This is a genomic window from Aestuariibaculum lutulentum (assembly GCF_032926325.1).
In the GTDB taxonomy this organism is placed as follows: Bacteria; Bacteroidota; Bacteroidia; order Flavobacteriales; family Flavobacteriaceae; genus Aestuariibaculum; species Aestuariibaculum lutulentum.
Genome location: NZ_CP136709.1, coordinates 1861233 through 1875917, shown reverse-complemented (window position 1 = coordinate 1875917; position 14685 = coordinate 1861233). Strand labels below are relative to the sequence as shown.

Below are 14685 nucleotides of genomic sequence, written 5' to 3'. Positions count from 1 at the left end.
ATTTTTTGCAGACCATTTTCATTTACCAATGACATTATGAAGCAATATCACGATTTAGTAAAACATGTTTTAGAACATGGAAATGAAAAAGGAGATCGTACCGGAACAGGTACGAAAAGTGTTTTTGGATACCAAATGCGATTCGATTTAAGTGAAGGGTTCCCTATGGTTACCACAAAAAAATTGCATTTAAAATCTATTATTTACGAACTACTTTGGTTCTTAAAAGGAGATACCAATATTAAATATTTAACCGATAACGGCGTGCGTATCTGGAACGAATGGGCCGACGAAAACGGCGATCTTGGTCCTGTTTATGGTCACCAGTGGCGTAACTGGAATAGTGATGAAATCGACCAGATTAAAGAGGTTATCGACACGTTAAAAAACAACCCGAATAGCCGTCGTATGTTGGTTTCGGCTTGGAATCCCTCGGTATTACCGGATACTTCAAAAAGTTTCAGTGAAAATGTTGCCAATGGTAAAGCAGCTTTACCGCCATGCCATGCTTTTTTTCAGTTTTATGTAGCCAATGGAAAATTATCTTGCCAACTGTATCAGCGTAGTGCAGACATCTTTTTAGGTGTGCCATTCAACATAGCATCTTATGCCTTGTTTACAATGATGATGGCACAGGTTTGCGGTTACCAACCAGGTGAATTCATTCACACCTTTGGTGATGCTCATATTTACAGCAACCATTTTGAGCAGTTGGAATTACAACTGTCTCGTGAAGCAAGACCTTTACCAACGATGAAATTGAATCCTGAAATCAAAGATATTTTCGATTTCAAATTTGAAGATTTCACTTTAGAAAATTACGATCCGCATCCACACATTAAAGGTGTCGTTGCTGTATAAAAACATAAAAGGCTTTCTAAATTGGAAAGCCTTTTTTTATGTATTTTTTTATCAATAAGCGTTTTGTTTTACACCGTTACAACACTATTATCTGCAGCAGCGTAATCGCTCCACACATATGAATCGGCAGCATCATCATTTATATATGTTCCGTCAACAACATATTTAAACTCGTAAGAATCATCTTTATCTAAATCAACAACACCTTTAAAGGTTCCGTTTTTTAATTTTTTCAAAGGCATTGCTTTAGTATTCCACTCATTAAAGCTTCCTACTAAGGATACTTTTTTAGCGTCTTCAGCAAGAATTGAAAACGTCACTTTGCATACTGGTTTACTCTTTAAGTACTGTTTTGAAATAGCCATAATATAAGTTTTAGTGATTGTTATGCTAACAAAAATAACAAAGAATTTAACATAGGTTACATTCTAACATGCTTTAAGGCAAAGAATTATCAATTTATTAATAATGACCTATTCTAAATTTAAACCTCCTATTTTTCCCCTAATGAATTTTATGTTTTTATCAGTTTAAAATGAATATTAATAACTGATTTTCAGCTTCATTTTATATATAGAAAACAGAATTCATAATCACTTTCCCAACAAAAATAAAGAAAGGCAATTCAACAAAAAGCTTTAACTTTACTCCTGTGTAAAACGAGTATTATGTTTGGAAAAAAGTCATCGGTACCTGAAATCGACAAAGAACAATTAGAGCTTATTGAAAACGCCCAAAGACGTATTAAAAAGAAAAAAGGGCTTTACAGGCACTTTGTTATTTTCTTAATTGCCTCGGTATTTTTTATAATTACCAATTTGGTTTTAGGCATTGGTAATGCCATCACTCCATTTGGTCAAGACTGGTTTGTAATAGCTATTCTTATCTGGCTTTTCTTTTTTACTTACCATGCCTTTTCGGTATTTGTTACACACCGATTTATGGGTAAAGACTGGGAGAAAACACAATTAAACAAACTTGTTGCAAAGCAACAGGAACGTATTGAAAAGCTTAAATCCAGCTTACCTTCAGACGAAAGTTTACTTAAAAAATTAAATCAAAAATTGACAAAAAACGACAACCTGACCATTATTGTGGCTGCAGCCGAAAACAATGCTATTGGAAAAGACAACAAACTTATCTGGCACATTAGTGACGATTTAAAACGATTTAAAAGTTTAACCAGCGGGCACCATGTTATTATGGGACGTAAAACTTTTGAAAGTTTCCCAAAACCTCTACCTAACCGTACGCATGTAGTTATAACAAGACAGAGTGATTACGAAGTTCCGGAAGGTGTTATTGTGGTGAATAATTTAGAAGATGCCATTGCAGTCGCTAAAAACGACGACCAACCTTTCATTATAGGTGGTGGCGAAATTTACAAACAAGCTATGGAAGTAGCCGATAAAATTGAAATTACTCGCGTTCATGCCAATTTTGAAGCAGACACCTTTTTCCCTGAAATCGATTCTGAAATCTGGCAAGAAACTTCACATGAGTTCCATCAAAAAGGCGAAAAAAACGAATACGATTTTACCTTTTTAACTTACCAAAGAAGATAATCCAGGTATAAACTCGAAATCTAAGAATGGCTTTAACAGATTACCTTAATTTTCGTAATTTGTTAAAGCCAATTTTTGTTTACCAATGCAACTAAAAGTTACTTTCCTCTATTTTCTTTTCATCGTTATGTCAGCGGAAGCTCAATCCGTTTCTGTAGAAATAAATAAAGATCAGGCTTACTTTACAGAAGGCAATGATAGCATTCTTGTTTATCAAATTACTGAAAAATCACAAAACGGAAATTACAAAAGGGCAAATTATATTCATCCACTATATTCATTAGATGGCGAGATTTTAACTGAGGATTTCCCTGAAGATCATTTACATCATCGTGGCATTTTCTGGGCGTGGCATCAACTTTATATTGGAAACAAACGTATTGGTGATGGTTGGGAAATTGAAAATTTTAAATGGGATGTAACTTCAGTAAAAGAAATTGAAAACCATAATATTTCAAAAACCATTCAAGCCGAAGTCTATTGGAAATCCAATTTATGGTTAGATTCCGAAGGTTATGAAAAACCATTTGTAAAAGAAATTACAAGCATCACCGTTTATCCTAAAACCGAAAATTATCGCGCAATAGATATTGAAATCCGTTTATTAGCTTTAGAACCCGATATGCGTATTGGTGGTTCGGAAGACGAAAAAGGTTACGGCGGATTTTCGTCTAGAATAAAGCTTCCTGAAGACATCAATTTTACTAGTTGTAAAGGAAAAGTAACTCCCGAAAACCTTCCTGTTAAAGCCGCTAACTGGATGGATATTTCAGGTGCTTTAGGGAAAGACTCATCTCAAGCTCGCTTAACAATATTTTGCCATCCCTCAAATCCAGGAAAACAAAACCGATGGATTTTACGTCAAAAACGTAGTATGCAAAATGCAGTTTATCCTTTTTCTGGTGCCAAAACGGTTGCTTTATCCAACAACAAACCAACTATTTTGCGCTACCGTTTACTTATTCATAATGGAAACGCCAACACTTTAAATCTTCCGAAAATTTATAAAGCCTATAAAAAAGCATACTAAAAGGTCGTATAAATACCTTTCAGGAATACTTTTTAAAAAAATCATGGCTATTTTCACTAATTTCGCAGCATGGTTAAAGAATTGCAACTTCGTGTAACTCTTAAGGAAGAGGGACACCATGATATTTTGGTTATTAAATCGGCTCAAGCACTTGGTGTCGATAAGGAAGATATTACAGGAGTAAAGGTATTACGTAAATCGATTGACGCGCGTAAAGCAAAAATTATCTTTAACTATAAAGTGGCTGTTTACATTCGTGAAGTCATGCCCAAAACATCGGAATATCAATTTGATTATAAAGATGTATCGAAAGCCAAACCTATTCATATTATTGGTTTTGGACCTGCTGGAATGTATGCTGCATTACGTTGTATTGAATTAGGTTTTAAACCCGTTGTTTTAGAGCGCGGTAAAAACGTTCAGGATCGTCGTCGCGATTTACGCGCTATTAATCAGCAGCATTTTGTTAATGAAGATTCAAACTATTGCTTTGGTGAAGGTGGTGCCGGAACCTATAGCGATGGCAAATTATACACCCGAAGTTTAAAACGTGGTGATGTGCGCCGTATTTTTGAAAATTTAGTATATCACGGGGCTACCGACCAAATTCTGGTTGATGCGCATCCGCATATCGGAACGAATAAACTGCCAAAAGTAGTTCAGAATATTCGTGAAACCATTTTAAAATATGGTGGTGAAGTACACTTTGAAACGCGCGTGACCGATTTCATTATTAAAAACAATAAAATACAAGCCATTCAATTAAATGGAAATGATGAAATGCCTGCCGACCGCGTTATTCTGGCAACAGGACATTCGGCACGCGACATTTTCTATCTATTACACGAAAAGGAAATTGCCTTAGAAGCAAAATCGTTTGCTATGGGCGTTCGTGTGGAACATCCGCAACATATTATAGACAGCATTCAATACCATTGTAGTGGTGAACGTCACGAATTATTACCAGCTGCTTCATATAGTTTAGTACAACAGGTTAACGACCGCGGTGTATATTCGTTCTGTATGTGTCCTGGCGGATTTATTGTTCCTGCTGCAACAGCTAACGGCGAAGTTGTGGTTAACGGCATGTCGCCTTCAAAACGTAATAACTTATTTGCTAATTCCGGAATTGTGGTTGAAATAGATGTGAATCGCGATTTACCAAAATACGAACAGTTCGGAGCTTTAAAAGGTTTAGAATATCAGAAAAATTTAGAGCGCATGGCCTTCACCGCCGGTGGCCGTAGTCAGGTTGCTCCTGCACAACGTTTAACCGATTTTGTTGAGGGAAAACTATCAGCAGATTTAAATCCAACATCTTATCAACCAGGATTAAATTCAGCTCCGCTACATTCTTTAATGCCGAAATTAATTGGTAGCCGTTTACGAAAAGGTTTTGCTGCTTTCGGACAAAAAATGAAAGGGTATTATACTGCCGAAGCTAATATTGTTGGCGTAGAATCCAGAACCTCATCGCCAGTTTGCATTCCAAGAAACGAACGTTTGGAACATCCACAAATACAAGGGTTATTCCCTTGTGGTGAAGGAGGTGGTTATGCAGGTGGTATTGTATCGGCTGCGATGGATGGCGAGCGTTGTGCTGAAGCTGCCATTGTTGGCTTATAAAAACGAAACAAAATTATCTTAGAAAAAATATTCCTATTTTTGCACCACTAAATTTTAAACACTTACAAATGAAAGCATATATATTTCCTGGTCAGGGCGCACAATTTACAGGTATGGGGTTAGATCTTTATGAGAACTCTCCGTTAGCTCAAGAATTATTCGAAAAAGCCAACAACATTCTTGGTTTTAATATTACTGATATTATGTTCGAAGGTTCTGCCGAAGACCTTAAAGAAACTAAAGTAACACAACCAGCTATCTTTTTACACTCTGTAATTTTAGCAAAAACTTTAGGTGATAGCTTTAAACCAGATATGGTTGCCGGACACTCTCTAGGTGAATTTTCAGCATTGGTTGCTAACGGTGCTTTAAATTTTGAAGACGGTTTAAAATTAGTATCGCAACGTGCTTTAGCGATGCAAAAAGCCTGTGAATTACAACCAAGCACGATGGCGGCTGTTTTAGGGTTAGAAGATGCAATCGTTGAAAACGTATGTGCTTCTACCGAAGGTGTTGTCGTTGCTGCAAACTACAACTGCCCGGGACAATTAGTAATCTCTGGAGAAATTGAAGCGATAAATAAAGCTTGTGAAGCATTAAAAGAAGCGGGTGCACGCCGTGCTTTAGTTTTACCTGTAGGTGGCGCTTTCCACTCACCTTTAATGGAGCCTGCTCGTGAAGAATTAGCAGCTGCTATCGAAAATACGACTTTCAGTAAACCAAACTGTCCGATTTATCAAAACGTAACAGCTAATGCCGTTATCGATGAGAATGCGATTAAAACCAATTTAATTTCTCAATTAACAGCTCCTGTACGTTGGACGCAATCTGTACAACAAATGATTACAGATGGTGCTACTCTATTCACTGAAGTTGGACCTGGTAACGTTTTACAAGGATTAGTTAAAAAAATTGACAGACAGGCTGAAACAGCTTCAGCAAACGTATAAGTCTTAAACAGACCTGTAGAAAATATTTAATAGATGAAGTTTACTAAGCGTACCTTATACATTATTTTAGTTATTGCGATTACCATTGCTGTCGATCAAATTTCTAAAGTTATTGTAAGAGGAAGTATTGAACCACGAACCGAAGTTAGTCCCGGCGAACGCATTCCCGTAATTGGCGATATGTTTGTAATGATGAATGTTGAAAATAATGGTGCCTTTTTAGGAATGGGTAGCGATTTAAACCCGACGCTTAGACTTATCGTGTTACTTATTTTACCTATTGTAGTTTTAGGTTTTGTATTGCGTCATATCTTAAAAGACAAAACTATAGATCCATGGTCGTTATTTGCATTTGCCAGCATTATTGGTGGTGGTATCGCTAATGTTTACGACCGTATTGTTTACGGTTCGGTAACCGATTTTTTCTTTATTGATTTAGGCGGCGTTTTTAGAACTGGTATTTTTAATATGGCCGATGTTTCGGTAACAGCTGGAATGTTTATCCTGTTGTTTGCCAGTTTTAAAAACAAGAAAAAAGTAACAATCACGGAATAAATTAGATTCTGAAACAGATTCAGAATGACAATAAATAGAAAAGGCTGCAATTAAATTATTGCAGCCTTTTTATATCTAAACGATTAAGAATTATTTACCTCTAACCTTCTTTTCCCAACTCCATGCCGAACGCATTGCATCGTCAAGAGATAATTCAGTTTTCCAACCTAATTCGTTATTGGCTTTATTGGTATCGGCGTAAGCTGAAATAATATCTCCTTCACGACGACCAACGATTTTGTACTTTAATTTTTCACCTGAAACGCGCTCAAACGCCTGAACAACTTCTAAAACAGAACTTCCTTTTCCTGTACCTAAGTTAAACGTTTCATAGTTTTCTTTATTTTTTCCTTCTAATAAACGCTTTAAAGCCACAACGTGCGCTTTTGCTAAATCGACCACGTGAATATAATCGCGAATACAGGTCCCGTCTGGTGTTGGGTAATCATCACCAAAAACAGATAATTCTTCACGAAGTCCTATAGCCGTTTGTGTAATAAAAGGCACTAAATTTTGAGGCACTCCGATTGGAAGCTCACCTATTTCAACAGACTCGTGTGCTCCTACCGGATTAAAATAACGCAATGCAATAGCTTTTATTGATGGCGTTACCTTACAGGTATCTCTAATGATTTCTTCACCTATTTGTTTCGTGTTTCCGTAAGGCGACTCAGCTAATTTAACCGGAGCATTTTCAGTTATTGGTAATTCATCGGCCTGACCGTAAACAGTACAAGATGAACTAAAAATAAATGCTGCAGATGGTAGTTTCTTTAATTCTTTAAGAATATAAACCAGGGTACTAATATTGTTTTCGTAGTATAACAAAGGTTCTTTTACGCTTTCACCTACTGCTTTACTGGCCGCAAAATGAATCACGCCCTCAACATCGCTGTGTTTCTTGAAAAAAGCTTCTACTCCAGCTTTGTCTTTTAAATCTAATTTTTCAAAGATTGGCGTCTTTCCAGTGATAGCGGTAATGCCGTCTAAAACACTTTCAGATGAATTTGATAAATCGTCGATGATTACAACCTCGTAACCTTCGCTTTGTAATTCTACAACAGTATGGGACCCTATAAAACCTAATCCACCTGTAACTAAAATTTTACTCATTAATGTAGTTTATTATTGTTGATGTTATGTGTGCAATTTGCTCATCATCCAACTCGGTATGCATTGGTAAAGAAATCACTTCCTGCACCAATTGATTTGTTACTACAAAATCAGCTTCATTATATCTCTCATCGGCATAAGCTTTCTGCTTATGAAGCGGAATTGGATAATAGACACCGCAAGGTATAGAATTTTCATTTAAATGCTTTACCAAACCATCTCTTTTTGTGCTGCTTACACGTAAGGTATATTGATGAAATACGTGACAATCAAAGGTATCGCAAATCTCTTCACAGCCGTTTGATAATTTTGGTGTAATTATATTATCAATACCCTCAAAAGCTGCTGTATACTTTTTTGCTGCGGCTTGACGTTTTTTATTATAGGTATCCAGGTTTGGTAACTTAGCATTTAATACAGCTGCCTGAATACTATCTAAACGTGAGTTGACCCCAACCACATCATGATGGTAACGCTCATACATACCGTGGTTTACAATACCTCTTAGAGTATGTGCTAAATCGTCATCATTTGTAAAAATGGCTCCTCCATCACCGTAACACCCTAAATTTTTTGAAGGGAAGAAAGATGTTGCTCCTACATTTCCAATAGTCCCTGCCTTAGCCTTAGTTCCGTTAGGGTATGTGTAACTCGCTCCAATAGCTTGTGCATTATCTTCTATAACATATAAATTATGTTCTTTAGCTATTTCCATGATTGCTTCCATGTTTGCACATTGTCCAAACAAATGAACAGGAACAATAGCCTTAGTTTTTGGCGTAATGGCTTTTTTAACGGCTTCAATATTAATATTGAAATCGTCTTCATTAACATCGACTAACACCGGCGTTAATTGTAATAAAGCAATAACCTCTACCGTTGCGGCAAACGTAAAATCGGCTGTGATTACCTCATCTCCTGGCTGTAATCCAAGTCCCATCATAGCTATTTGTAAGGCATCGGTACCATTGGCACATGGAATAACATGTTTAACGCCTAAATATTGCTCTAAGTTCTTCTGAAATTCGTGAACCTTCGGTCCGTTTACAAATGCAGTGGTTTCTAAAACTTCTTGTATTGAGGCATTCACCTCATCTTTAATCTCATTATATTGACCTTTAAGGTCAACCATTTGAATATTTTTCATCTAAAAAAATTGTAACTATTTACAAGGTTTAATAAAACTAGAAAGACACTTTTTTACTAACACTTGTATTTGGAGTTAATAGACTACGAAATTACGAAATTAGTATGCGGTAACCAATGAAATTGTATTAAAGAAATGTATTTTAGCACCAAACAAATAAAGCATTGAGTTTTACTTACAACATAGGCATTAAACTAGCTGGTTTCGGGCTGCAATGTATCGCTCCGTTTAACGAAAAAATTAAAAAAGGCGCTGAAGGTAGACGCGAAACTTTTTCTATTTTAGAAAAAAATATATCTAAAAAAGACAAAACACTTTGGTTTCACTGTGCATCTTTGGGGGAATACGAACAGGGCCTTCCGGTTTTTAAAGTACTTCGTGAGCACTATAAAAATCATAAAATTGTGCTGAGTTTCTTCTCTCCTTCAGGATACGAGATTAGAAAAAATTCACCCTTTGCCGATGTTGTTGTTTATCTTCCTCTGGATTCAAAACATAACGCTAAACGCTTTATCAATCTTGTACATCCGGAACTTACCGTTTTTGTTAAATACGATATCTGGCCAAATCTTCTAAACGAACTCAGGAAAAAACAATTACGAGCCATTCTTATTTCTGCGGCGTTTAGACCAAACCAATCCTATTTTAAATTTTACGGGAAGCATTTGAGAAACGCCTTATTTGCCTTCGAACATATTTTTACGCAAAATGAAGCTTCAAAAGAATTATTAGAATCTATAAACTACAACAACGTAACGGTTTCTGGAGATACACGTTTTGACCGTGTATCGAGTCAGTTAGAGATTAATAACACTTTAGATTTTATTGAAGATTTTAAGCAAGATAAACTTTGTGTTGTAGCCGGAAGCACCTGGCCTGAAGGTGAAACTTTACTGATTAACTACATTAATAATCACGCTTCAAAAGACATTAAATTCATCATCGCTCCACATAATATCAAACCGAACCAAATTAAAAACCTTCAAGACAAACTTGAAGTTGAAAGCGTTCTGTTTTCAGAAAAAGAGCAACACAATTTAAAAACGGCAAAGGTTTTTATTGTGAACACCATTGGTATTCTAACCAAAATTTACAGCTACGCAGACATTGCCTACGTTGGTGGAGGCTTGGGAACCACAGGCTTGCACAATACTTTAGAACCGGCGGTTTTTGGAGTACCAATTATTATTGGAAATATTTATGATAAATTCCCAGAGGCTCAAGCTTTAATTGATAATAACGGTATGTTTTCAATTTCTAATCAAACTGAATTCGACACCATTCTGACAGAACTTATTGAAGACGACACCAAACGTCAATTTACAGGAAACAATAATGCTTCTTTCATAAAAAAACATAAAGGTGCTGTAGACAAAATTGTCAAATATTTAGGATTTTAATTTTAGTTGTATTTATAAAAGAGACTAGAGAATTCATCAAGCCCTAAACATTAGTAAATACTTAATTTTCAGATCTCAACAAGACTTCTACAATTAAATTTAGTATATTTATAAGCAACACCTAAAATCAAAACTAATGAAAAAACTATTGTTAAACACAGCCCTGTTATTAGCCCTAAGTTTAAGTTTTACTTCTTGCAGAGATACTAAAAAAGCTGATTCGATTGAAGAAGCTATGGAAAACGTTAGTGACGCTGTAGAAGAAGCCGCAGATGACGTTAAAGAAGCTACCGATGATGCCATGGAAGCCACAAGCGAAACTATGGATGAAGCCGGAAGTACTCTTGAAAAAGCTGCTGACGACATAGATGAAATGGCTAATGATGCTGTCGATGCCACTAATGAAGCTCTTGATAAAGCTGAAAAAGCTGTAGATGATGCAGCCAAATCAACAGGAAAAGCATTACAGGATGCCAGTGATGCTGTTGAAAAAGAGGTTCAAAAAATTACGGACGAACACTACGAGAAAAAGAAAAACTAATTTGGTTATATAAAATAAAAAAAGACTGCTTTTCAGCAGTCTTTTTCTTTGTGTTTAGTTTGCAAACAGATTATTAAATATATTGGTTAAGTATATTCTCAAATAATTCCTGCTTACCACTTTGCAACTTCAATTCACCATTTTCCTGAGCAATTTGATATAAATCCTGAAGACTTAATTTACCTTCTTCAAATGCCTTTCCTTTACCAGAATCGAACGACGCATATCGGTCTTGTCTTAATTTTTCATATGGCGAAGAGGTAATAATTTTATCGGCTGTTAATAACGCTCTTGCAAAGGTATCTGCTCCACCAATATGTGCTAAAAACACATCCTCTAAATCGGTTGAATTCCTTCTGATTTTAGCATCGAAATTCACACCACCACCTTGTAAACCACCAGATTTTAAGAACACCAACATGGCTTCGGTAGTTTCTAAAATATTATTCGGGAACTGGTCGGTATCCCATCCGTTTTGGTAATCTCCACGGTTTGCATCTAAACTTCCTAACATTCCGGCTTTCGCTGCCACTTCAATTTCATGTTGAAACGTGTGCTGTGCTAATGTCGCATGGTTTACTTCAATATTTATTTTAAAATCTTTATCTAACCCATATTCTTTTAAAAACCCAATAGCTGTAGCGGTATCAAAATCGTACTGATGTTTCATAGGCTCCATAGGTTTTGGCTCGATAAAGAAGTTTCCTTTAAAGCCTTGTGCTCTGGCATAATCTCTAGCCATGGTTAAGAACTGTCCCATATGATCTAACTCACGTCCCATATCGGTGTTTAATAAACTCATATAACCTTCACGACCACCCCAGAATACGTAGTTTTCACCGTTTAAAGCAATAGTCGCATCCAAAGCCAGTTTAATTTGTCCGCCGGCACGTGCAACCACATTAAAATCTGGATTAGTCGCGGCACCGTTCATGTAACGTGGATTAGAAAAGCAGTTTGCTGTTCCCCAAAGTAACTTAACTCCTGAAGCTGCTTGTTTTTCTTTTAAATAATCGGTGATTGTTGCTAATCGGCTTTCTAATTCTCCAAATGAATTTCCTTCTCTTACTAAATCTACATCATGGAAACAGTAGTAACCGAAGCCCATTTTCGTAATGAATTCGAATGCTGCATCGGCTTTATCTTTTGCTGCCTGAATCGGATCTGAAGCCTTATCCCATTCAAAACTCATGGTATCTGTCCCAAACGGATCTCCTCCTTTTGCACAGAAGGTATGCCAATATGCTACTGAAAATTTAAACCATTCTTTCATGGTTTTTCCTGCTACAACCTGATCTGGATTATAATATTTAAAAGCTAAAGGATTGTCTGATTCTTTTCCTTCAAACTTAATTTCCGGGATACCTTTATAGTATTCTTTATTACCTATTAATGCCATTTTATTTAATGTTTATTTGTTCTTTAATATAATTTCTAATTCTATTTTCCATTTGTTATACGCTTCCTGATATGGAGTTTTATCTTCCAATGGTTTGTAGGTCATCACATAATCGTTTTCCATAATGCGCTTGCCAAAACTCTCAAAATTACCTTTGTGTAAATCGGCTGCGCGGGCAGCTCCTATGGCTCCCGTGGTATTATAAATTTCGATATCCTGATTAATTAAAGTTGCTACCGTACTGGCGAAAATTTCTGAACGATACAAATTATCATTTCCAGCACGAATAACGGTTGGTTTAATACCATCGGAGGTTAAAATTTCCATGCCGTAAACAAACGAAAAGGCAATACCTTCAAGCGCTGCGCGACACAAATGTCCTTTATGGTGATTGTTTAAATTTAAATTTGAAATGCGCGTACCAATATCTTTATTATTCAGCATACGCTCGGCCCCATTTCCGAAGGGAATCAAACAAACCCCATCTGATCCTACAGGAATTTTTGAAGCCAACGTGTTCATCTCTTCATAAGAACTCACGGCTAAATTATTTAGCAACCAACGATACTGAATGCCTGCGCCGTTTATACAAAGTAGTTTTCCTATTCTAGTATCTGTGCCCTTCGCGTAATTAACATGAGCAAAATTATTTACTCGCGAACTTTCTTTAACCGAAAGGCTGTTGGTTATTGCATAAACCACTCCCGATGTACCTCCTGTTGAGGCCACCTCGCCAGGATTGAAAACGTTTAATGATAATGCGTTATTAGGTTGATCTCCGGCACGATAATAAATTGGGGTTCCGGCTGAAATGCCACTCTCCTTTTCACCTTGTTTAGATACAATCGATTGTATTCCAAAGGTTGAAACAATATCTGGAATTAGGTTTTTATCTATACCGTAATGATCCAGAAGGAAATCGGCTAAATTGTCGGTTTTAAAGTCCCAAAATATACCTTCAGACAATCCTGAAATGGTAGTATTTATGGTGTTTGAAAACTTATAAGCAATATAATCGCCTGGCAGCATAAACTTGTAAATCTTTTCAAAAATATCGGGTTCGTTCTCTTTTACCCACTTTAACTTCGATGCGGTAAAATTGGCTGGTGAATTCAATAAACTAATATTACATTTTTCTTCTCCAATGGTTTCGAAGGCGTCATTTCCGATTTCTACGGCACGACTATCGCACCAAATGATGCTTTTTCGCAAAGGTTTTCCGTCTTTATCAACAACTACCAAACCATGCATTTGATATGAAATACCAATACCTTGAATTTGATTAGCCTCAATATTGTTTTCTGATTTTAAACGCGCAATCGCCTTGCATACGTGCTGCCACCAATCGTCTGGATGCTGTTCTGCCCAGCCATTCTTTTCGGCATACATGCTCATTTCATCTTCGGGCTCCTGCACAACAGCAATACTTTTACCTGTTTCGACTTCTACAAGTGCTGCTTTTATTGATGAGCTTCCTATATCTAATCCTAAATAATACATGTTATAATGATTCTCTTAATATGAGTTTTGTTGGTATATATGTTTGAACTGTTTTATCTTCATTTACAAAAGCTGCTGCTGTGGCTCCCATAGCTTTAAAATCGGTTGAGACAACCGAAATACCTTTATAAATAAAGGGTTTCATAGGGGTTTCGTTATAAGACAAAAAGCCAACATCGGTTCCTGGTTCTAAATCATTGGAACGACATTGCTCTAAAAAACTTCCTAAAATGCGATCGCTAACACTAATGTAAGCCTCTCCCTTTTTCACATCAAAGTCCTTAACATCGGTGATTACCTTATAGTTTAGCTTATTTGATTCGCAAAACGTTTTGAAAAACTTAACTGTTTCTGGCGGATGACTTGTAAAAGAAGGATAAACAAACACTAAACGTTTATACTTTTTAAATGCTAAAACCGCTGGTTCTAAAGCCTTCTGAAATGCCTCACCAAAATCCTGAAACACGTAATTATGATTATCTTCAGCTTGAATATTCCAGTCGATTAGTAATAACTTATCTTTATCGAAATCTGATAATATGGAGGCAACCTCCTTATTATTAAAATTCATTACCACATACTTATAATATTTCCCTTTACTGTTCTGTAAAATGGTTTTAAAATTATTGATGTTGTAATGATGAAACTGCACATCTACAATCACATTTTTAGGCAAATTATTTACAAAAGCATGATACAACACTTCTTTATAGGCCTTAAATGTATCTAATACCAAAAGCACTTTTCTGGTATCATTGGCTACAAAATATCCTTTGTTAGGTACAGACTCAATAACGCCATTATCCTTTAAAATAGAATATACCTTGAACACCGTATCTCTGGACAAACTATAGTCTTTGCACATAGTATTAACAGACGGCAAAGGATCTCCACTTCCTAACGAATTATTTGCCAGCGCATCATTTATAGCATTAACAAGTTGCTGGTATTTTGGAATATCGGTATTAAAATTTAAATCGAAATGCATTATCCGTTCT

The 14685-nt window shown here is 36.2% G+C and carries 14 protein-coding genes; 8 read left to right on the top strand and 6 right to left on the bottom strand.

From position 1 onward, the window contains the following. Positions 1–36: 36 nt before the first annotated feature. A complete protein-coding gene (locus R1X58_RS08060; RefSeq protein WP_240573694.1) occupies positions 37–861 on the top strand; it encodes a thymidylate synthase in 825 nt (274 codons plus the stop codon). Between the two features lie 68 nt (positions 862–929). On the opposite strand, the gene R1X58_RS08055 is transcribed toward R1X58_RS08060, so the two are convergent. Beyond that, complete coding sequence (locus R1X58_RS08055; protein WP_240573695.1) at positions 930–1226, bottom strand: isoamylase early set domain-containing protein; 297 nt, start codon at positions 1224–1226, stop codon at positions 930–932. Between the two features lie 303 nt (positions 1227–1529). Here R1X58_RS08055 and R1X58_RS08050 point away from each other — a divergent pair, with 303 nt between their 5' ends. From R1X58_RS08050 to lspA, 5 genes are all read left to right on the top strand, one after another. Further along, positions 1530–2426, top strand: coding sequence for a dihydrofolate reductase (locus R1X58_RS08050; RefSeq protein ID WP_240573696.1), 897 nt, complete (start codon positions 1530–1532; stop codon positions 2424–2426). A 127-nt stretch (positions 2427–2553) separates the two neighbouring features. Then, the gene (locus R1X58_RS08045) at positions 2554–3456 is read left to right on the top strand and encodes a DUF6807 family protein (protein ID WP_240573697.1); all 903 of its coding nucleotides are present in this window, start codon (positions 2554–2556) and stop codon (positions 3454–3456) included. A 69-nt stretch (positions 3457–3525) separates the two neighbouring features. Then, positions 3526–5082, top strand: a complete 1557-nt coding sequence (locus tag R1X58_RS08040; RefSeq protein WP_240573698.1) for an NAD(P)/FAD-dependent oxidoreductase — start codon at positions 3526–3528, stop codon at positions 5080–5082. Between the two features lie 68 nt (positions 5083–5150). After that, complete coding sequence (gene fabD / locus R1X58_RS08035; protein ID WP_240573699.1) at positions 5151–6032, top strand: ACP S-malonyltransferase; 882 nt, start codon at positions 5151–5153, stop codon at positions 6030–6032. Between the two features lie 33 nt (positions 6033–6065). Continuing rightward, a complete protein-coding gene (gene lspA / locus R1X58_RS08030; protein ID WP_240573700.1) occupies positions 6066–6587 on the top strand; it encodes a signal peptidase II in 522 nt (173 codons plus the stop codon). A gap of 90 nt (positions 6588–6677) precedes the next feature. Here the strand turns inward: lspA and galE are convergent, their stop codons facing one another. Continuing rightward, entirely contained in the window at positions 6678–7700 is a 1023-nt protein-coding gene (gene galE / locus R1X58_RS08025; protein WP_240573703.1) for a UDP-glucose 4-epimerase GalE, read from the bottom strand. After that, a complete protein-coding gene (locus R1X58_RS08020; RefSeq protein ID WP_240573705.1) occupies positions 7693–8847 on the bottom strand; it encodes a DegT/DnrJ/EryC1/StrS family aminotransferase in 1155 nt (384 codons plus the stop codon). The genes galE and R1X58_RS08020 overlap by 8 nt, the downstream gene beginning before the upstream one ends. A 164-nt stretch (positions 8848–9011) precedes the next feature. Between R1X58_RS08020 and R1X58_RS08015 the strand changes: the two genes are divergently transcribed. Further along, the gene (locus R1X58_RS08015) at positions 9012–10247 is read left to right on the top strand and encodes a 3-deoxy-D-manno-octulosonic acid transferase (RefSeq protein WP_240573707.1); all 1236 of its coding nucleotides are present in this window, start codon (positions 9012–9014) and stop codon (positions 10245–10247) included. A gap of 136 nt (positions 10248–10383) precedes the next feature. After that, positions 10384–10788, top strand: coding sequence for a hypothetical protein (locus R1X58_RS08010; RefSeq protein WP_240573710.1), 405 nt, complete (start codon positions 10384–10386; stop codon positions 10786–10788). A 73-nt stretch (positions 10789–10861) separates the two neighbouring features. Here R1X58_RS08010 and xylA read toward each other — a convergent pair whose 3' ends face one another. Genes xylA through R1X58_RS07995 form a run of 3 tightly spaced genes read right to left on the bottom strand, consistent with a single transcriptional unit; the run spans position 10862 to position 14675 of the window. Beyond that, positions 10862–12187 carry a xylose isomerase gene (xylA, locus tag R1X58_RS08005; protein ID WP_240573712.1) on the bottom strand — a complete coding sequence of 442 codons (1326 nt, stop codon included), beginning with the start codon at positions 12185–12187 and terminating at the stop codon, positions 10862–10864. A gap of 12 nt (positions 12188–12199) precedes the next feature. Continuing rightward, on the bottom strand, positions 12200–13687 hold the full coding sequence (locus R1X58_RS08000) for a xylulokinase (protein ID WP_240573714.1): 1488 nt from the start codon (positions 13685–13687) through the stop codon (positions 12200–12202). A 1-nt stretch (position 13688) separates the two neighbouring features. Further along, positions 13689–14675, bottom strand: coding sequence for a GntR family transcriptional regulator (locus R1X58_RS07995; protein ID WP_240573722.1), 987 nt, complete (start codon positions 14673–14675; stop codon positions 13689–13691). Positions 14676–14685 lie beyond the last annotated feature (10 nt).